The 19,999-nt window shown below is 42.7% G+C and carries 22 protein-coding genes and 1 pseudogene; 10 read left to right on the forward strand and 13 right to left on the reverse strand.

Annotation, left to right across the window (positions count from 1 at the left end; all coding sequences use genetic code 11):
• Window positions 1-4 precede the first annotated feature (4 nt).
• Together QMQ21_RS07180 and QMQ21_RS07185 are read right to left on the reverse strand one after the other, a co-directional pair.
• Window positions 5-910, reverse strand: coding sequence for a magnesium transporter CorA family protein (locus QMQ21_RS07180; RefSeq protein WP_000242267.1), 906 nt, complete (start codon window positions 908-910; stop codon window positions 5-7).
• 51 nt (window positions 911-961) lie between these two features.
• Window positions 962-1,528 (reverse strand): mechanosensitive ion channel family protein, encoded by a 567-nt coding sequence (locus tag QMQ21_RS07185; protein WP_261035012.1) that lies wholly within the window; start codon window positions 1,526-1,528, stop codon window positions 962-964.
• A 151-nt stretch (window positions 1,529-1,679) separates the two neighbouring features.
• Between QMQ21_RS07185 and sstT the strand changes: the two genes are divergently transcribed.
• Window positions 1,680-2,885, forward strand: coding sequence for a serine/threonine transporter SstT (sstT, locus tag QMQ21_RS07190; RefSeq protein WP_020902997.1), 1,206 nt, complete (start codon window positions 1,680-1,682; stop codon window positions 2,883-2,885).
• 67 nt (window positions 2,886-2,952) lie between these two features.
• The gene (locus QMQ21_RS07195) at window positions 2,953-3,906 is read left to right on the forward strand and encodes an aromatic acid exporter family protein (protein ID WP_261056927.1); all 954 of its coding nucleotides are present in this window, start codon (window positions 2,953-2,955) and stop codon (window positions 3,904-3,906) included.
• 464 nt (window positions 3,907-4,370) lie between these two features.
• Here QMQ21_RS07195 and QMQ21_RS07200 read toward each other — a convergent pair whose 3' ends face one another.
• Window positions 4,371-5,915, reverse strand: coding sequence for a peptide chain release factor 3 (locus QMQ21_RS07200; RefSeq protein ID WP_125851457.1), 1,545 nt, complete (start codon window positions 5,913-5,915; stop codon window positions 4,371-4,373).
• Between the two features lie 212 nt (window positions 5,916-6,127).
• Between QMQ21_RS07200 and gatC the strand changes: the two genes are divergently transcribed.
• The 8 genes and pseudogenes from gatC to nusB all read left to right on the forward strand — a co-directional run bounded on the left by gatC (window position 6,128) and on the right by nusB (window position 11,703).
• Entirely contained in the window at window positions 6,128-6,430 is a 303-nt protein-coding gene (gene gatC, locus QMQ21_RS07205; RefSeq protein ID WP_261069876.1) for an Asp-tRNA(Asn)/Glu-tRNA(Gln) amidotransferase subunit GatC, read from the forward strand.
• Window positions 6,430-7,896: an Asp-tRNA(Asn)/Glu-tRNA(Gln) amidotransferase subunit GatA gene (gene gatA, locus QMQ21_RS07210; protein WP_261814176.1), complete on the forward strand. Its 1,467-nt coding sequence runs from the start codon at window positions 6,430-6,432 to the stop codon at window positions 7,894-7,896. The genes gatC and gatA overlap by 1 nt, the downstream gene beginning before the upstream one ends.
• Window positions 7,896-9,341 carry an Asp-tRNA(Asn)/Glu-tRNA(Gln) amidotransferase subunit GatB gene (gene gatB / locus QMQ21_RS07215; RefSeq protein ID WP_049487038.1) on the forward strand — a complete coding sequence of 482 codons (1,446 nt, stop codon included), beginning with the start codon at window positions 7,896-7,898 and terminating at the stop codon, window positions 9,339-9,341. Before gatA ends, gatB begins: the two co-directional genes overlap by 1 nt.
• A 43-nt stretch (window positions 9,342-9,384) precedes the next feature.
• Window positions 9,385-9,780 (forward strand): hypothetical protein, encoded by a 396-nt coding sequence (locus QMQ21_RS07220; protein ID WP_049487037.1) that lies wholly within the window; start codon window positions 9,385-9,387, stop codon window positions 9,778-9,780.
• A 108-nt stretch (window positions 9,781-9,888) separates the two neighbouring features.
• Window positions 9,889-10,182 (forward strand): annotated as a pseudogene (locus tag QMQ21_RS07225) (Asp-tRNA(Asn)/Glu-tRNA(Gln) amidotransferase subunit GatB); the annotation flags it as partial.
• Between the two features lie 131 nt (window positions 10,183-10,313).
• Entirely contained in the window at window positions 10,314-10,874 is a 561-nt protein-coding gene (gene efp / locus QMQ21_RS07230; protein WP_000568643.1) for an elongation factor P, read from the forward strand.
• Between the two features lie 21 nt (window positions 10,875-10,895).
• Window positions 10,896-11,285, forward strand: coding sequence for an Asp23/Gls24 family envelope stress response protein (locus QMQ21_RS07235; RefSeq protein WP_000510577.1), 390 nt, complete (start codon window positions 10,896-10,898; stop codon window positions 11,283-11,285).
• The gene (gene nusB / locus QMQ21_RS07240; protein WP_000203640.1) at window positions 11,278-11,703 is read left to right on the forward strand and encodes a transcription antitermination factor NusB; all 426 of its coding nucleotides are present in this window, start codon (window positions 11,278-11,280) and stop codon (window positions 11,701-11,703) included. The genes QMQ21_RS07235 and nusB overlap by 8 nt, the downstream gene beginning before the upstream one ends.
• A gap of 113 nt (window positions 11,704-11,816) precedes the next feature.
• On the opposite strand, the gene QMQ21_RS07245 is transcribed toward nusB, so the two are convergent.
• The 10 genes from QMQ21_RS07245 to QMQ21_RS07290 form a co-directional block, all read right to left on the reverse strand.
• The gene (locus QMQ21_RS07245) at window positions 11,817-12,584 is read right to left on the reverse strand and encodes an acetyl-CoA carboxylase carboxyl transferase subunit alpha (RefSeq protein WP_084950870.1); all 768 of its coding nucleotides are present in this window, start codon (window positions 12,582-12,584) and stop codon (window positions 11,817-11,819) included.
• Window positions 12,581-13,447: an acetyl-CoA carboxylase, carboxyltransferase subunit beta gene (accD, locus tag QMQ21_RS07250; protein ID WP_081529523.1), complete on the reverse strand. Its 867-nt coding sequence runs from the start codon at window positions 13,445-13,447 to the stop codon at window positions 12,581-12,583. The genes QMQ21_RS07245 and accD overlap by 4 nt, the downstream gene beginning before the upstream one ends.
• Before the next feature lie 36 nt (window positions 13,448-13,483).
• A complete protein-coding gene (locus tag QMQ21_RS07255; RefSeq protein WP_049500260.1) occupies window positions 13,484-14,851 on the reverse strand; it encodes an acetyl-CoA carboxylase biotin carboxylase subunit in 1,368 nt (455 codons plus the stop codon).
• An 11-nt stretch (window positions 14,852-14,862) separates the two neighbouring features.
• Window positions 14,863-15,285 carry a 3-hydroxyacyl-ACP dehydratase FabZ gene (gene fabZ / locus QMQ21_RS07260; protein ID WP_000565515.1) on the reverse strand — a complete coding sequence of 141 codons (423 nt, stop codon included), beginning with the start codon at window positions 15,283-15,285 and terminating at the stop codon, window positions 14,863-14,865.
• Window positions 15,282-15,767, reverse strand: a complete 486-nt coding sequence (gene accB / locus QMQ21_RS07265) for an acetyl-CoA carboxylase biotin carboxyl carrier protein (protein ID WP_284525281.1) — start codon at window positions 15,765-15,767, stop codon at window positions 15,282-15,284. Before accB ends, fabZ begins: the two co-directional genes overlap by 4 nt.
• 2 nt (window positions 15,768-15,769) lie before the next feature.
• Window positions 15,770-17,005, reverse strand: a complete 1,236-nt coding sequence (fabF, locus tag QMQ21_RS07270; RefSeq protein WP_261814177.1) for a beta-ketoacyl-ACP synthase II — start codon at window positions 17,003-17,005, stop codon at window positions 15,770-15,772.
• Window positions 17,006-17,026: 21 nt separating this feature from the next.
• Window positions 17,027-17,758 (reverse strand): 3-oxoacyl-[acyl-carrier-protein] reductase, encoded by a 732-nt coding sequence (fabG, locus tag QMQ21_RS07275; RefSeq protein WP_261814178.1) that lies wholly within the window; start codon window positions 17,756-17,758, stop codon window positions 17,027-17,029.
• Between the two features lie 40 nt (window positions 17,759-17,798).
• Window positions 17,799-18,722 (reverse strand): ACP S-malonyltransferase, encoded by a 924-nt coding sequence (gene fabD / locus QMQ21_RS07280; protein WP_261814179.1) that lies wholly within the window; start codon window positions 18,720-18,722, stop codon window positions 17,799-17,801.
• On the reverse strand, window positions 18,715-19,689 hold the full coding sequence (fabK, locus tag QMQ21_RS07285; RefSeq protein WP_023945583.1) for an enoyl-[acyl-carrier-protein] reductase FabK: 975 nt from the start codon (window positions 19,687-19,689) through the stop codon (window positions 18,715-18,717). Before fabK ends, fabD begins: the two co-directional genes overlap by 8 nt.
• A 117-nt stretch (window positions 19,690-19,806) precedes the next feature.
• Window positions 19,807-19,999: acyl carrier protein (locus QMQ21_RS07290; RefSeq protein ID WP_261814180.1), on the reverse strand; the 193-nt coding region annotated here is incomplete at its 5' end.

The raw sequence follows: 19,999 nt of genomic DNA on the forward strand, positions 1-19,999 counted from the left end.
TCTTTTATTTTCTAGTAATTTTCTTCAGCCATTGAGATAAGGCCACCCATAAAATCAAGCTAGTCATTAAGATATAAATCCAAGCATTTGGCTCTTCTGTAAATGGTAGAGGAACATTCATTCCGAAGAAACCTGTAATAACCGCAAGTACTGCTAGTAAGACGGAGATAATAGTCAAAATTGACAAACTATCATTCAAGTTATTGTTTAGGATGTTGTTGTAAGAAGCTGAGAGTTGTTGCAAGACTTGAGAAATCAAGTCTGTCATAGACACCAACTGATGGGCTTCAATCATGGCATCATCAAACTGCTCTCGTTCGACATCATTAAATCTCCGATAAAGAGCATGGCCCTGGATATGTTCCAAGAGGAGTCGATTTTGTTTTGCTGCTGCTGTCAAGTAAACCATACCAGTCTCCAAGTCAGAGAGGGCGAAGAGATTTTTCTTTGTTGTAGTTTGACGTAGCAAGGCACTAATTTCGTCCTTACTTTTATCCATCTCTTCAATGACAGGATAATAAGCGTTACTGATAATCTCTAAACCAGCAAAGAGAAACTTGTAAATAGAAAGCGACTCATGGCTATCCAGATAAGCTGACATCTGATCAATGACATAAGCATTCTTATGGTTGCTGATGGTAATCATTCGTTGTCTTTCGACGATAAAGGTCATGGGAATCGCTTCATAATATTCTTTGTCTTTTTCTAAATCAAGAACATTATAAATAAAGGTTACCGTCTCCGTTTCACGGTTATAATCCATATGAGCTCGTTCATTTCTATCCAGAGCATACTCAATGGTTTCCTTGTCCAATCCATAGATGTCAGAAAGATCTTCCATATTTTTAATCTTATCCACATCAAGGTCTATCCAGGTACAACCATTGCCCAACTGCTTTTCTAAAACCATCTTTTCTCCTTTATTAAACTCTTTCTATTGTACCATAAATCTGCTAAAATTTCAGGCCTGGTCTGTACGAGAGAAATTGCTGACGACGGTGATATTCCGATTGGGAACGAAGTGCAGAACCTGGTCTTCTCCTCTGAGTTGCGTTGTTCGAATGCCGACACTGACAACCTTGCCCGAGACAGTAATAGGACCATTTGTCAAAACGACCTCATCTCCCACATCCAGTTGACGTTCAAAGAGGATGAAAAAACCATTGATGACATCAGACAGAAAACCTTGGGCTCCCATCCCAATAGCCACCCCAGCAATCCCAGCCCCTGCCAGCAAACTAGAAACTGGCAAACCTAAAATCGACAAAATGCAGTAAAGCAAAAAGAAATAAAGGGTATAATTAAACACATTTTCTAACAGACGTGAGATGGTTTTCTGACGCCCGATATCATGACGAGACATTTTTAAAGAAGGTTTAACAATTCTCTGCACCATGGTATGAAGTAGTTTCTTAGCTATATAGAATAGCAAAAATAGAAATAACAGAGAAATTAACTTGGTTAAGATATTCTCAATAATCGTTGTTATATCAAGCTTATTGAGGTAGGTTTGAATAAATTCTTGCATAGAAAACTCCTTTCATTTATTATACCATACTTTCACAAGTGATGAATCTCCATAAATATTCAAAAATAATAGCCAAAATAGACAGAAAATTCTTGATTTTAGCTCATATTTATACTATAATCATAAACATTACACAACAAAGGAGATTGTTATGAAAAAAATCATTCATGCTTGGAATAAGGCAAGCCTAATCAAACGGATTTTGATTGGTATGCTTATTGGAGGAACCCTAGGGCTGACACTTCCTAACATTTCAGGAATTGGTTTACTTGGAGATCTCTTTGTTGGTGGCCTCAAAGCCATCGCACCTATTCTAGTCTTTGCCCTCGTTGCCAATGCCCTTTCCCAACATCAAAAGGGTCAAGATAGCAACATGAAAACGGTTATCCTCCTTTACTTGGTGGGAACCTTTGCAGCGGCACTTGTTGCTGTCCTAGCAAGCTTCATCGTCCCTGTTGAGATTACCTTAAATAGTGCCAATACAGAAATCGCTCCACCAGATGGAATTGGCCAGGTCCTCAGCAATCTCTTGCTCAAACTGGTTGACAATCCAGTCAATGCCCTCGTTACTGCTAACTACATCGGTATCTTATCTTGGGCAGTTGTTTTCGGGATTGCTATGAGAGAGGCCAGCAAAAATAGTAAAGAATTGCTGAAAACTATGGCTGATGTGACTTCTAAGATTGTCGAATGGATCATCAATCTAGCTCCATTTGGTATCCTTGGTCTTGTCTTCAAAACCATCTCTGATAAGGGAATCGGAAGCCTAGCTAACTACGGAATCTTGCTTGCCCTCTTGGTGACAACTATGTTCTTTGTCGCTCTGGTTGTCAATCCATTGATTGCCTTCCTCTTTATGAAGAGAAACCCTTATCCCCTCGTTTGGAAATGTTTGCGTGTCAGCGGTGTTACAGCCTTCTTCACTCGTAGTTCTGCGGCTAACATCCCTGTCAATATGAAACTTTGCCACGACCTCGGTCTGGATCCAGATACCTATTCTGTTTCTATCCCACTTGGTTCTACTATCAACATGGCAGGGGCAGCGATTACTATTAACGTTTTAACCCTTGCTGCAGTAAATACTCTTGGAATCCCTGTTGACTTTGCCACAGCCTTTGTCCTCAGTGTAGTTGCCGCAATCTCAGCCTGTGGTGCTTCTGGTATTGCCGGAGGATCCCTCCTTCTTATCCCAGTTGCTTGTAGCCTTTTTGGTATTTCTAACGATATTGCCATGCAAGTTGTTGGGGTTGGATTTGTGATTGGGGTCATCCAAGACTCATGTGAAACAGCCCTTAACTCTTCAACAGATGTCCTCTTTACTGCTGTTGCCGAATACGCAGCAGCCCGTAAAAAATAACTCATAAAGACAAGCCTGCTCAGGTCTTGTCTTTTCCGCTTTTATTCTAACTTACTAGGAAATCCTTATGTCTATTAGCCAACGTACGACTAAGCTCATCTTAGCTACCTGTCTTGCCTGCCTTCTTGCTTATTTTCTCAATCTCTCCTCAGCAGTTTCAGCTGGAATCATCGCCCTCTTGAGCCTATCCGATACCCGTAGAAGTACCATAAAATTGGCCCGCAATCGCCTCTTTTCCATGCTTCTAGCTTTGGTTATCGGAGTTCTGGCTTTTCACTTGAGCGGATTTCATATCTGGAGCCTTGGCCTCTATCTAGCTCTTTATGTTCCTCTAGCCTACAAGATGGGCTGGGAAATTGGCATCACACCAAGTACTGTTTTGGTTAGCCATCTCTTGGTACAAGAGTCAACCTCTCCAGACCTTCTAGTCAATGAATTCCTTCTCTTTGCTATCGGTACAGGATTTGCCTTGCTTGTTAATCTCTACATGCCTTCACGAGAAGAGGACATCCAGCATTACCACACATTAGTAGAAGAAAAGTTAAAAGATATCCTCCAGCGCTTCAAATATTATTTATCCAGAGGGGATGGACGCAACCGAGCACAACTGGTTGAAGAATTAGACACCCTTTTGGAAGAAGCCCTCAGACTGGTCTATTTGGATCACTCAGACCACCTCTTTCACCAGACTGATTACCATATTCACTACTTTGAGATGAGACAGCGACAAAGTCGCATCCTGCGAAACATGGCCCAGCAAATCAACACCTGTCACCTAGCTGCCAGTGAAAGCCTGATTTTAGCGCAGCTCTTTTCAAAAATTGCAGGTCAACTGAGCCAGACCAATCCTGCTTCTGATTTGCTAGATGAAATTGAACGTTATCTGGAAGTCTTCCGGAACCGCCGTCTGCCCAAGACAAGAGAAGAATTTGAAACCCGTGCCACCCTTCTTCAACTCCTACGTGAAGCCAAAACCTTCATCCAAGTAAAAGTTGATTTTTATAAAAAATATGGACAGTAAAAAAGAAAACTTCAGACCAATCACAAAAGGTGAATATCTGAAGTTTTCTTTTATTTGTAAGTTATTACCATAAAGGTTAATAGTAAAATGAATAAGGTCTAATATTCAACATCTTTTTGATAGAGGGCTAAGGTAAAACCCCACATACTTTGCTGTCTTATTATCCACGACACTAATTTTTACAAATCAATTTCATTTACCACACATAGTTAGTAAGACAGTTAGCTAGACCTCTCACTACCAGTTACAACGGAAAAGCCCACGAATCGATACCATTCGTGGATTTTTCCTAGTGAAGCGTTTAGGTAAGCCGCCATAGCGGTTACCTATTATTAGATTACGACACTGAGTTTTACAAATCGATTCCATTTGTAAAACTCAGTTAGTGAGGCAGTTAGCTAGTTCGCCAAATAGCGACTAGCGTCCAGCAATTAGGAACTTTAGTTCCAATTGTTGGTACTGAGTCACATCTTCTCCTCTAACTCTACATCTGGATACTTGTCCGCAAACCAGCGGAGGGCAAAGTCATTTTCAAAGAGGAAGACTGGTTGGTCAAAACGGTCTTTAGCCAAGATATTGCGACTTGATGACATGCGTTCATCCAAGTCCTCAGGTTTGATCCAGCGAACGGTCTTTTTACCCATTGGGCTCATGACTACTTCCGCATTGTACTCGCCTTCCATACGATGCTTGAAGACTTCAAACTGGAGTTGGCCGACAGCACCCAGCATATACTCGCCTGTTTGGTAATTCTTATAAAGCTGAATGGCTCCTTCTTGCACCAATTGCTCGATTCCCTTGTGGAAGGATTTTTGCTTCATGACATTCTTGGCAGAAACTTTCATGAAAATCTCAGGTGTAAAGGTTGGCAGTGGTTCAAATTCAAATTTGTTTTTTCCAACCGTCAAGGTATCCCCAACCTGATAAGTACCTGTATCGTAAACCCCGATGATATCTCCTGCCACGGCATTAGTCACATTCTCACGACTTTCCGCCATAAACTGGGTAACATTAGACAGTTTAGCACCCTTACCAGTACGAGGCAAGTTGACACTCATACCACGTTCAAATTCACCCGATACGATACGTACAAAGGCAATACGGTCACGGTGTCGAGGGTCCATGTTGGCTTGGATTTTAAAGACAAATCCTGAGAAGTCCTTGTCGTAAGGATCCACAATTTCTCCATCTGTTTTCTTGTGCCCATGTGGTTCTGGAGCAAACTTAAGGAAGGTCTCAAGGAAGGTCTGCACACCAAAGTTTGTCAAAGCTGAACCGAAGAAGACTGGTGTCAATTCTCCATCCAGAATAGCTTCCTCTGAAAACTCATTACCAGCTTCATTTAAAAGTTCAATATCATCCTTGACTTGCTCGTAGAAAGGATTGCTACCAAAGAGTTTGTCCCCATCTTCTAGACTAGCAAAACGCTCATCCCCTTTATAGAGCTCCAAGCGTTGGTTATAGAGATCATACAAGCCTTCAAAGGCTTTCCCCATCCCAATTGGCCAGTTCATCGGGTAGCTAGCAATGCCCAATACTTCTTCCAATTCTTGCAAGAGGTCCAGTGGCTCACGTCCGTCACGGTCTAGCTTGTTCATAAAGGTAAAGACTGGAATACCACGGTGTTTCACAACCTCAAACAATTTCTTAGTTTGGGCCTCGATACCCTTGGCAGAGTCCACCACCATGACCGCAGCATCCACCGCCATCAAGGTACGATAGGTATCTTCTGAGAAGTCCTCATGCCCTGGCGTGTCGAGGATATTCACGCGCTTACCATCGTAGTCAAACTGCATCACAGATGAGGTCACCGAAATCCCACGTTGCTTCTCGATATCCATCCAGTCAGACTTGGCAAAAGTCCCTGTTTTCTTTCCTTTAACCGTACCAGCTTCACGAATCTCGCCCCCAAAGTAGAGCAACTGCTCCGTGATGGTTGTTTTCCCTGCGTCCGGGTGGGAGATGATGGCAAAAGTACGACGTTTCTTAATTTCTTCTTGAATATTCATAAGTTCTCTTTCTTTGATTTTCTATTTTTAGTTATTTCAATAGCTAAGAATGATTTTACATTGGATTTTACCATTCCTTTCAACACTCCATTATATCGGATTTTAGCATTTTTTTCAATTTCTATTTCTTTTCAGCTCCCCCTCCCTTATTTATAGGAAAATATGGTAAAATAGAACAGACTAAAAATCATCATTTCACGAAAGGATGCAAGATGAAAATTACGCAAGAAGAGGTAACACACGTTGCCAATCTTTCAAAATTAAGATTCTCTGAAGAAGAAACTGCTGCCTTTGCGACTACCTTGTCTAAGATTGTTGACATGGTTGAATTGCTGGGCGAAGTTGACACAACCGGTGTCGCACCTACTACGACTATGGCTGACCGCAAGACTGTACTCCGCCCTGATGTGGCCGAAGAAGGAACAGACCGTGATCGCTTGTTTAAAAACGTACCTGAAAAAGTCAACTACTATATCAAGGTACCAGCTATCCTAGACGATGGAGGAGATGCCTAATGACTTTTAACAATAAAACCATTGAAGACTTGCACAATCTCCTTGTCTCTAAGGAAATTTCAGCAACAGAATTGACACAAGCTACGCTTGAAGATATCAAGTCTCGCGAGACAGCTATTAACGCTTTTGTTACCATCGCTGAAGACCAAGCTCTTGCTCAAGCTAAAGCTATTGATGAAGCTGGAATTGACGCTGATAATGTCCTTTCAGGAATTCCACTTGCAGTTAAAGATAATATCTCTACTGACGGTATTCTCACAACTGCTGCCTCAAAAATGCTCTACAACTATGAGCCTATCTTTGATGCGACAGCCGTTTCCAATGCAAAGGCTAAAGGCATGATTGTCGTTGGGAAGACTAACATGGACGAGTTTGCCATGGGTGGTTCAGGTGAGACTTCTCACTATGGTGCCACTAAAAATGCTTGGGATCAAAGCAAGGTTCCTGGTGGCTCGTCTAGTGGTTCTGCCGCAGCTGTAGCGTCAGGACAAGTCCGCTTGTCACTTGGTTCTGATACTGGTGGTTCTATCCGCCAACCTGCTGCCTTCAACGGGATTGTTGGTCTCAAACCAACCTACGGAACAGTTTCTCGTTTCGGTCTCATTGCCTTCGGTAGCTCATTAGACCAAATCGGACCTTTTGCTCCTACTGTTAAGGAAAACGCCCTCTTGCTCAATGCGATTGCCAGCGAAGATGCCAAAGACTCTACTTCTGCTCCTGTCCGCATTGCCGACTTTACTTCAAAAATCGGTCAAGACATCAAGGGCATGAAAATTGCTTTACCTAAGGAATACCTTGGTGAAGGAATTGACCCAGAGGTTAAGGAAACCATTCTGAATGCCGCTAAACACTTCGAGAAACTCGGTGCCATCGTCGAAGAAGTTAGCCTTCCTCACTCAAAATACGGTGTTGCAGTTTACTACATTATCGCTTCATCTGAAGCTTCATCAAACTTGCAACGCTTTGACGGTATCCGTTACGGCTACCGCGCAGAGGATGCGACTAACCTTGATGAAATCTATGTAAACAGCCGTAGCCAAGGTTTCGGTGAAGAGGTTAAACGCCGTATCATGCTAGGTACTTTCAGCCTTTCATCAGGTTACTACGATGCTTACTACAAGAAAGCTGGTCAGGTCCGTACCCTCATCATCCAAGATTTCGAAAAAGTCTTCGCGGATTACGACTTGATTTTGGGACCAACTGCACCAAGTGTTGCTTATGACTTGGACTCACTTAACCACGACCCAGTTGCCATGTACTTAGCTGACCTCTTGACCATCCCAGTCAACCTGGCAGGTCTCCCAGGAATTTCGATTCCAGCTGGATTCTCTCAAGGTCTACCTGTCGGTCTACAATTGATTGGTCCTAAGTACTCAGAAGAAACCATTTACCAAGCTGCTGCTGCCTTTGAAGCAACAACAGACTACCACAAACAACAACCCGTGATTTTTGGAGGTGACAACTAATGAACTTTGAAACAGTCATTGGACTTGAAGTCCACGTAGAGCTCAACACCAATTCAAAAATCTTCTCACCTACTTCTGCCCACTTTGGAAATGACCAAAATGCCAATACAAATGTGATTGACTGGTCTTTCCCAGGAGTTCTGCCAGTTCTCAATAAAGGTGTTGTCGATGCCGGTATCAAGGCAGCTCTTGCCCTCAACATGGACATCCACAAAAAGATGCACTTTGACCGCAAGAACTACTTCTACCCTGATAATCCCAAAGCCTACCAAATTTCTCAGTTTGATGAGCCAATCGGCTATAATGGCTGGATTGAAGTGGAACTAGAAGACGGTACAACTAAGAAAATCGGTATCGAACGTGCCCACCTAGAGGAAGACGCTGGTAAAAACACCCATGGTACAGATGGCTACTCTTATGTTGACCTCAACCGCCAAGGGGTGCCATTGATTGAGATTGTATCTGAAGCTGACATGCGTTCTCCTGAAGAAGCCTACGCTTACCTAACTGCCCTCAAGGAAGTTATCCAGTATGCTGGTATTTCTGACGTTAAGATGGAAGAAGGTTCTATGCGTGTGGATGCCAATATCTCCCTTCGCCCTTATGGTCAAGAAAAATTCGGTACCAAGACTGAGTTGAAGAACCTCAACTCCTTCTCAAACGTTCGCAAAGGTCTTGAATACGAAGTTCAACGTCAAGCTGAAATCCTTCGCTCAGGTGGTCAAATCCGCCAAGAAACACGCCGCTACGATGAAGCCAACAAGGCAACTATCCTCATGCGTGTCAAGGAAGGTGCTGCAGACTACCGCTACTTCCCAGAACCAGACCTACCACTCTTTGAAATCTCAGACGAGTGGATTGAGGAAATGCGTACAGAGTTACCAGAGTTTCCAAAAGAACGCCGAGCTCGCTACGTATCTCAACTTGGTTTGTCAGACTACGATGCTAGCCAGTTAACCGCAAATAAAGTCACTTCTGACTTCTTTGAAAAAGCTGTTGCCCTCGGTGGCGATGCCAAACAAGTCTCTAACTGGCTCCAAGGGGAAGTCGCTCAGTTCTTGAATGCTGAAGGCAAGACACTAGAACAAATCGAATTGACACCAGAAAACTTGGTTGAAATGATTGCCATCATCGAAGACGGCACGATTTCTTCTAAGATTGCCAAGAAAGTCTTTGTCCACCTAGCTAAAAATGGCGGTGGCGCGCGTGAATACGTGGAAAAAGCAGGTATGGTTCAAATCTCAGATCCAGCTGTCTTGATTCCAATTATCCACCAAGTCTTTGCCGATAACGAAGCCGCAGTTGCCGACTTCAAGTCAGGCAAACGCAACGCAGATAAGGCCTTTACAGGCTTCCTTATGAAAGCAACCAAAGGCCAAGCCAACCCACAAGTTGCCCTTAAACTCCTTGCCCAAGAATTAGCGAAGTTGAAAGAAGATGAATAACAGACTTTTTATATACCTTTTTCTATTTTAGAAAGAAGAAAAAATGAACAAATTTTTACGATTGCTATTTGTTTTAGTCATCATCGCTATGCTAGGCGCTTCTATACTACAAATTTTCTTTCCATCATACATGGGAAGTCACTCCGGGTATGGAATCTCTGCTGGTTGGCAACGAGAAATTGGAATATGGAACCTAGCTGTATTGATTCTTATTCTCGGTGTCAATATTAAGTACGATTGGTTCTATCTACGAATCGTGCTTCTCGCTCTCATCTTCGGTGGGATTGGAATAGGAACAAATCACTTAGTCAATTTTATGGAGTATCATTCTCCTGTAAATGCTATCGGTGCTTTCGAAAATTACTTGCTAGCGACGGGGTGGATTGTAGGGTGGCTCATTGAACATCATTCCATAAAGAAGATAACTGCTAGTAAATAACGACAAGTATATCTTAGATAATTTTTAAAGATTATAATATAGTTTAATAATCATTTAAATTAAGAAATCTATCTTCTCATTAGCCTCAATCCCATATCCTTCTTGAAGAGCTCAGCTACGACCAAGAAAGTCTTTGTCCACCTGGCTAAAAATGGCGGCGGTGCGCGTGAATATGTGGAAAAAGCAGGCATGGTTCAAATCTCAGATCCAGCTGTCTTGATTCCAATCATCCACCAAGTCTTTGCCGATAACGAAGCCGCTGTTGCCGACTTCAAGTCAGGTAAACGTAACGCAGATAAGGCCTTCACAGGCTTCCTTATGAAAGCAACCAAAGGACAAGCCAACCCACAAGTCGCCCTTAAACTCCTTGCCCAAGAATTGGCAAAGTTGAAAGAAGAGTAATATATAAAAGAAACCAGCCCTGAGGTTGGTTTTTTTCTCCCCTACCATCTCCCAATAACTATTTTGGCTTTATTTCCAGAAGATTTTATGGTACAATAAAGAGTAACAATATTTATTAAAGAGGTAAAAACATGATTGAAGCAAGCAAATTGAAAGCTGGTATGACATTTGAAACTGCAGACGGAAAATTGATCCGCGTTTTGGAAGCTAGCCACCACAAACCAGGTAAAGGAAACACAATCATGCGTATGAAATTGCGTGATGTCCGTACTGGTTCTACATTTGATACAAGCTACCGTCCAGAAGAAAAATTCGAACAAGCTATTATCGAAACTGTGCCAGCTCAATACTTGTACAAAATGGATGAAACTGCCTACTTCATGAACACTGAAACTTACGACCAATACGAAATCCCAGTCGTAAACGTTGAAAATGAATTGCTTTACATCCTTGAAAACTCTGATGTGAAAATCCAATTCTACGGAACTGAAGTAATCGGTGTAACTGTACCAACTACTGTTGAATTGACAGTCGCTGAAACACAACCATCTATCAAAGGTGCTACTGTTACAGGTTCTGGTAAACCAGCGACTATGGAAACTGGACTTGTTGTCAACGTTCCTGACTTCATCGAAGCTGGACAAAAATTGATCATCAACACTGCAGAAGGAACTTACGTTTCTCGTGCCTAATCTCTAGAAAGAGGTCATTCTATGGGAATTGAAGAACAATTTGGCGAAATCGTTATCGCTCCACGTGTACTTGAAAAAATCATTGCCATCGCAACTGCTAAAGTTGAAGGTGTCCACTCATTTTCAAATAAATCCGTATCTGATACCCTATCAAAACTCTCTCTTGGTCGTGGCGTCTACTTAAAAGAAAGCAACGAAGAACTAACTGCTGACATCTACCTTTATCTTGAGTACGGTGTGAAAGTACCAAAAGTGGCTCTTGCTATTCAAAAAGCAGTCAAAGATGCTGTCCGAGATATGGCTGATGTGGAACTTGCTGCTGTTAACATCCATGTTGCAGGAATCGTTCCAGATAAAACACCAAAACCTGAGTTGAAAGATCTATTTAACGAGGACTTCCTCAATGACTAGTCCATTATTAGAATCTAGACGCGAACTTCGTAAATGCGCTTTTCAAGCCCTCATGAGCCTTGAATTCGGCACAGATATGGAAACAGCTTGTCACTTTGCATATACACATGACCGTGAAGATGAAGATGTGCAAATCCCTGCCTTTCTTCTGAACTTGGTTTCTGGTGTTCAAGCTCAAAAAGACGAGTTGGATAAACAAATCAACCAGCACCTCAAGTCAGGCTGGACAGTTGAACGATTGACCTTGGTCGAAAAAAACTTACTACGCTTGGGTATCTTTGAAATCACATCATTTGATACACCTCAGCTGGTAGCAGTCAATGAAGCTATTGAACTTGCTAAGAATTTTTCAGATCAAAAATCAGCCCGCTTTATCAACGGACTGCTTAGTCAATTTGTAACTGAAGAAAATGAATAATCGAAAAGGTGTTTGGTTTCCCAAGCACCTTTTACCTCGTCCTTGATACAGAGTAAGAACCACATAAAAACTAGAACTGGCAGTCAGTTCTAGTTTTTATGTATTCTGAGGTATTAGTATTTTCTAAATCGTTGATAGCGCTCTTCCAACAACTCTTCTATCGGTTTTTGTGAAAGCATGGCTAGCTCAGTTTGGAGTTCTTTTTTGACACTCTTAATCAGTTCTTTACTAGAAAGTCCTGCTTCAGAAATCACCTTATCCACCACGTCCATTTCTAACAGTTCATGCGAAGTGATTTTCATCAGTTCTGCCGCTTCCATAGCACGACTGCCATCTTTCCATAGAATGGAAGCAAAACCTTCTGGACTGAGAATGGCATAGATAGAATTTTCCAGCATCCAAACACGGTCTGCGACTGCTAGAGCCAGAGCCCCACCTGAACCACCTTCACCGATAATAATGGCGATAATCGGAACTTTCAGGTCACTCATTTCCATGAGATTGCGAGCAATGGCTTCTCCCTGTCCACGTTCTTCCGCCCCCACACCAGGATAGGCACCTGCTGTATTGATAAAGGTCACAACTGGACGGCCAAACTTTTCAGCCTGTTTCATCAACCGTAGGGCCTTGCGGTAGCCTTCTGGATGCGGTTGGCCAAAATTCCGCTTGAGGTTGTCTTGCAAACTCTTGCCTTTTTGGATACCAACCACTGTTACAGCTTGGTCTCCAAGCCAACCAATACCACCAACAACTGCACCATCGTCACGAAAAGAACGGTCACCGTGTAATTGGATAAAGTCATCAAAAATGCCTGTCGCAAAGTCCAAGGTCGTCAAGCGACTCTGCTCACGCGCTTCTCTGACTATTTTTGCAATATTCATCTAGGACCCCCTCCATGCAATCTGACTAGGCTAGCAATCGTATCTGGTAAGTCTCTTCTTTTGACAATAGCATCCACAAAGCCATGTTCTAATAGGAATTCTGCCTTTTGGAAATCCTCAGGCAAGCTTTCACGAACCGTATTTTCAATGACACGACGCCCAGCAAAACCAACCAAACTTTGTGGTTCAGCTAGGATGATATCTCCTTCCATAGCGAAAGAAGCTGTCACACCACCTGTCGTTGGATCTGTCAAAATGGTCAGGTAAAAGAGACCAGCATTTGAATGGCGTTTAACCGCTGCAGAAATCTTGGCCATCTGCATGAGACTCATGATTCCTTCCTGCATACGGGCTCCACCAGAGGCTGTGAAGAGGACAACTGGCAATTTTTCCACAGTCGCATACTCAAACAAACGAGTGATTTTTTCACCTACAACCGTACCCATAGAAGCCATGATAAAGTTGGAATCCATAATCCCAAGAGCCACCGTCTGACCTTTTATAAGAGCTGTTCCTGTCACAACGGCTTCATCCAGACCTGTTTTTTCACGCATGGTTGCTAGTTTCTTTTGATAACCAGGGAAATGCAAGGGATCCTTGCTTTCAATCCCTGTAAACAATTCCTTGAAGGTTCCCATATCAATCGTCAAAGCCAAGCGTTCTTGGGCAGAAATACGAAAGGTATAGCTACAATGTGGACAGATACGCTCACTTCCCAGGTCCTTCTGATAAATGGTATGCTTACAGCCTGGACACTGGGAGAATAATTCATCTGGAACCTCTGGCTTGGCTTGAGGTTTTTCCCTAACCGAACGATTGGGATTGATTCGAATATACTTATCTTTTTTACTAAATAGAGCCATTGATTCCCCTTTTCGGTTTAAACTCTTGAAGTCATTTTATTCTTTTTCTTGATATTTGGGTAAGAAGGTTTCCATCAAGAAGGAAGTATCATAATCTCCAGCAATGACATTGCGATCTGAAATGAGGTCAAGCTGGAAATCTGCATTGGTCTGCACCCCTTCAATCTCTAATTCATAGAGGGCACGTTGCATTTTCATCAAGGCATCAAAACGATTCTCACCGTGAACGATGATTTTAGCAATCATACTATCATAATAAGGCGGAATGGTATAGCCTGGATAAACTGCTGAATCCACGCGCAAGCCAACTCCACCACTTGGCAGATGGAGATTAGTAATCTTACCTGGACTTGGAGCAAAGTTAAAGGCTGGATTTTCTGCATTGATACGACACTCGATAGCATGCCCTCTTAGAACAATATCTTCTTGCTTAACAGACAGAGGCTGACCTGCCGCAATGCGAATCTGTTCCTTAACGATATCCACTCCTGAAACAAACTCTGTTACTGGATGCTCTACCTGAACACGTGTATTCATTTCCATGAAATAGAATTTACCACTGGCTTCATCAAGCAGGAACTCAATGGTCCCTGCATTCTCATAGCCAACAGACTCTGCAGCTCGAACAGCAGCAGAACCAATTTCATTGCGTAGCGTTTTGCCAATTGCAATCGAAGGACTTTCTTCTAAAACCTTTTGGTTATTCCGTTGAAGAGAACAATCCCGTTCCCCCAAGTGAATCACATTTCCGTGTTCATCTCCTAAGATTTGAACCTCGATATGACGAGCTGGATAGATGACTCGTTCTATGTACATGGCACCATTGCCATAATTGGCCTTGGCTTCGCTAGAGGCCGTTTCAAAGGCTGAAACGAGGTCTTCTGGTTTTTCAACCTTACGAATCCCTTTACCACCTCCACCTGCTGAAGCCTTGAGCATAACAGGATAGCCAATTTTTTCAGCGACAGTCAAAGCTTCCTCAGAGTTATGCACTTCTCCATCCGAACCTGGAATGACTGGAACACCAGCTTTGATCATCTGAGCACGCGCATTGATCTTGTCTCCCATCATATCCATGACATGACCAGATGGACCGATAAACTTGATCCCAACTTCTTCACACATGGTAGCAAATTTGGAATTTTCACTGAGAAATCCAAAACCGGGGTGAATGGCTTCTGCTTCAGTCAAGACTGCAGCTGATAGAACCGCATTGATATTGAGATAAGACTCAGTTGACTTACCAGGACCGATACAAACAGCCTCATCTGCCAAAAGCGTATGAAGGGCTTCCTTATCAGCAGTTGAATAAACCGCCACCGTCGCAATCCCCAGTTCACGCGCCGCACGGATAATACGAACCGCAATTTCACCGCGATTGGCAATTAAAATTTTTCGAAACATGGAGAACCTCCTTAGTTCCCTATTGCAAAGGTAAGAGTACCACTGGCTGCAAGCTTGCCATCCACTTCAGCCTTTGCTTCAACCACAGCAATTGTACCGCGACGTTTTACAAACGTTGCTGTCATAACCAATTGGTCACCAGGTACAACTTGCTTCTTGAATTTAACCTTGTCCATACCAGCGTAAAAGACTAGTTTACCTTTATTTTCAGGTTTTGATAACTCCAAGACACCAGCTGTTTGCGCCAAGGCTTCCATAATCAGAACACCTGGCATAACAGGGTATTGAGGAAAATGACCGTTAAAGAAGGGCTCGTTAATGGTCACATTTTTGATAGCAACAATAGTATCTTCGCTCACTTCCAACACACGGTCCACTAGGAGCATAGGATAACGGTGGGGAAGGGCTTCTTTGATTCCTTGAATATCGATCATTTGATACGTACCAATCCTTTACCAAACTCAACCATTTCTTCGTTAGAAACTAGAATTTCCGTTACCACACCATCCTTAGGAGCTGGGATTTCATTCATGACTTTCATGGCTTCGATAATGACCAATGTTTGACCTTTTTTAACACTATCACCAACTGTTACAAAGGCAGGTTTATCTGGACCAGCAGCCAAGTAAGCCACTCCAACAAGTGGGCTCTCTACAACATCTCCCTCAGCAGCCACACTTGTTTCTGCTGGAGCCGAAGTTTCTTCCACTACAGTTTCTGCTGGAGCAGATGAAGGCGCTACTGGACTTGGTGTTGCTAGAACGGGCGCTGGAGCGACTTGAGCTGCAACTTCAGGTACAAGTCTAGCTTCATTCTTGCTAAACTGCAACTCATCCGTCCCATTTTTATAAGAAAATTCTCTCAAACTTGACTGGTCAAATTGGGCCATCAAGTCTTTAATATCGTTTAAATTCATACTTATTTATTCTCCCAACGTTTGAAAGCAAGAACTGCATTGTGGCCACCAAAACCAAAGGTATTTGAAATAGCGTATGGAATTTCTTGCTCCAAGCCTTGTCCATAAACGACATTGGCTTCGATATAATCTGATACTTCACTTGTTCCAGCTGTCATTGGTACAAAGTTATGACGCATGGCTTCAATTGTGACGATAGCTTCTACTGCACCTGCAGCACCCAGCAAATGTCCTGTGAATGATTTGGTTGATGATACAGGTACTTCCTTACCAAGAACAGCCACGATGGCACCACTTTCTCCTTTTTCATTAGCAGGAGTTGACGTTCCGTGAGCATTGACATAGGCTACTTGCTCTGGAGAAATCTCAGCTTCTTCCAAGGCTAATTTGATGGCCTTGATAGCTCCCTGACCTTCTGGATGTGGTGAAGTCATGTGGTAGGCATCACAAGTATTTCCGTAACCAACCACTTCAGCCAGGATAGTAGCGCCACGTTTTTCGGCGTGTTCAAGACTTTCAAGAACCAACATCCCAGAACCTTCACCCATGACAAAACCATTACGGTCCTTATCAAATGGAATGGAAGCACGAGTCGGGTCATCTGTAGTTGAGAGAGCAGTTAGGGCTTGGAAACCAGCAATAGCAAAAGGTGTGATAGAGGCTTCTGAACCACCTACCAACATAACGTCTTGGAAACCAAATTTAATTGAGCGGAAGGCATCCCCAATCGCGTCATTTGATGAAGCGCAGGCAGTATTGATGGACTTACAAACACCGTTTGCTCCAAAACGCATAGCAACATTTCCTGAAGCCATATTTGGTAAGGCTTTTGGAAGGGTCAATGGTTTCACACGTTTTGGTCCTTTGTCATGGAGGCGAAGCACTTGATCTTCAATTTCTTTGATTCCTCCAATACCAGAGGCCACGATAACACCAAAACGATCCTTATCAAGAGCCTCTACATCGAGATTAGCATGATTGACAGCTTCTTGGGCTGCGTACAAGGCATATAAAGAATAGTTATCAAAACGGTTGGTATCTTTCTTTACAAAGTATTTATCAAAAGGAAAATCTTGAATTTCTGCTGCATTATGCACATCAAAGTTACTATGATCAAATTTTGTAATTGGACCAATTCCGATTTTTCCAGTTGTCAAACTATTCCAAAATTCTTCTGGTGTATTTCCGATTGGAGATGTCACTCCATAACCTGTTACTACTACACGATTTAGTTTCATCTTTTTTACCTCTAGCTTCTGCTACATACTTAAGCCACCATCAATGGCAACCACTTGACCAGTTAGATAATCTTGGCCTGTTAAAAATACTGTCAAATCTGCAACCTGCTCTGCCTGCCCAAATTCTTTCATAGGAATTTGCGCCAGCATGGCATCTTTTACCTTGTCTGATAGAACAGCTGTCATATCGGACTCAATCATTCCAGGTGCAATAGCATTAACTCTGATATTGCGATTGGCCACTTCACGCGCCACAGACTTGGTAAAACCAATCAAACCAGCCTTAGAAGCTGCATAGTTAGCTTGACCGATATTTCCCATCAAACCAACAACACTAGACATATTAATGATAGCACCTTCTCTAGCTTTTATCATCGGTTTCAAGACTGATTGTGTCATGTTAAAGGCACCAGTCAAGTTAACCTTGAGAACTTTTTCAAAGTCTGCTTCTGTCATCTTGAGCATCAGGGTATCTTGGGTAATTCCTGCATTGTTGACCAAAACATCTACTGAACCCAGTTCTGCAATAGCTTGATCAACCATACGCTTAGCGTCTGCAAAATCTGATACATCTCCTGAAATGGGAACCACCTTGACACCATAGTTTTCAAACTCAGCGAGCAATTCCTCTGAGATTGCACCACGACTGTTTAAAACAATATTGGCTCCTGCTTGAGCAAACTTGTGGGCAATGGCAAGACCAATTCCACGACTCGAACCTGTAATAAAGATATTTTTATTTTTTAGTTGCATTCTTTTCTCCTGTTTCCTCTTGTATTTATGGGAGAAGGGATTACTTGTTTCCCAATAGGGCTTCCAAGCTAGCCTGATCTTCGACATTGGCTAGTTTAGCCGTTTTATCAATTTTTTTGACAAAGCCTGACAAGACTTTCCCCGGTCCAATCTCGATAAAGTTGGTTACGCCTGCTTCTTGCATAACTGCAATACTTTCGTAGAAACGAACTGGCTCCTTGACCTGACGCATCAAGAGTTGAGCAATGTCTTCTTTTTGCATAACTGCAGCTTCTGTATTGCCGACTAGGGGACAAGTGAAATCTGAAAAACTTACTTGAGCTAGAGTTTCAGCTAGTTTCTGACTAGCAGGCTCAAGGAGAGCGGTATGAAAAGGTCCTGAAACCTTGAGAGGAATCAAGCGTTTGGCACCTGCTTCCTGCAAGAGTTCAACAGCTCGATCAACTGCAACCACTTCTCCACCAATCACGATTTGTGCAGGTGTATTATAGTTGGCTGGGGTAACCACTCCAAGTTCAGAAGCTTTTTGACAGGCTTCTTCAGTAACCTCTACTGGCGTATTGAGAACTGCTACCATCTTGCCAGAGCCAGCAGGAGCCGCTTCTTCCATATAGACGCCACGCTTAGCTACCAAAACAACCGCTTCTTCAAAATCCAAGGCGCCGCTAGCCACCAAGGCAGAGTATTCTCCAAGGGACAAACCAGCAACCATATCAGGCTGATAGCCCTTTTCTTGCAATAATCGGTAAATAGCAACTGAAGTTGCTAAAATAGCTGGTTGCGTATAGCGAGTCTGATTGAGTTTTTCTTCTTCCCTATCAATGAGATAACGCAAATCATAACCGAGTACCTGACTCGCTTGATCAATCGTTTCTTTGACAATAGGGTAGTGATCGTAGAGATCCCGTCCCATACCTAGATACTGGGCACCTTGACCAGCAAATAAAAAGGCCGTTTTAGTCATTTCTTACAACTCCTGCCCAACGAGAGGCTTCTTCTTGAATTTTCTTAGCTGCTCCGTAATACAAATCTTTTAGGATTTCTTCAACGGTTTCTTCTTTGGAAACAAGCCCTGCAATTTGACCTGCCATAACAGATCCACCATCCACATCTCCGTGAACAACCGCTTTGGCTAGAGCGCCCGCTCCCATTTGTTCAAAGATTTCCAAATCAGGATTTTCTTGTTTAAAGGCATCTTTCTCAGCTTTTTCAAAATCACGAGTCAACTGATTTTTAATCGCACGAACAGCATGGCCAAAGTGTTGTGCTGAAATCGTAGTATCAATATCTCTAGCTTTTAAAATTTTCGCCTTATAATTTGGATGGGCATTAGACTCTTTTGCAACGACAAAGCGAGTTCCAACCTGAACAGCCTCTGCCCCTAGCATAAATCCAGCCGCAGCACCTTCACCATCCGCAATCCCTCCTGCAGCAATAACAGGAATAGATACAGCTGCCACCACTTGACGCACCAAGGTCATTGTTGTTAATTTACCGATATGTCCCCCAGCTTCCATTCCTTCTGCAATGACAGCATCCGCACCGATTTTTTCCATGCGTTTAGCTAGGGCAACACTTGGTACAACAGGAATAACTGTAATACCAGCTTCGTGAAAGCGTTCCATGTATTTACCTGGATTTCCTGCCCCTGTTGTCACTACCTTAACACCTTCCTCTATAACGAGATCTACAATATCTTCCACAAAAGGAGACAAGAGCATGATGTTGACACCAAAGGGTTTATCCGTTAACGATTTGATCTTGTCAATATTTGCCTTGACAACTTCTTTCGGGGCATTTCCCCCACCGATAATGCCTAGTCCTCCAGCCTTGGAAACAGCCCCTGCCAAATCACCATCAGCAACCCAAGCCATTCCTCCTTGAAAAATAGGATAATCAATGTTCAATAATTCTGTAATACGCGTTTTCATAGTGCCTCCATCGTTTCTTGCTTACGTAATAGTTCGATACTGTCATAATTTGAAAATCAAACTATTACCTAAACAAGAGGGAGCGGGTTTCCCTACTCCTTCTATCTTATATTCTGCTTATTTTGTTTGCTCTTCAACGTAGGCAACCAAGTCACCAACTGTTTTCAAGTCATCTTCTGCTTCGATTTGGATATCAAAAGCATCTTCGATTTCTGAGATTACTTGGAACAAGTCCAATGAATCTGCGTCCAAATCATCAAAAGTTGATTCAAGTGTTACTTCTGATGCGTCTTTTCCAAGTTCTTCAACA

This window comes from Streptococcus bouchesdurhonensis (assembly GCF_948472335.1).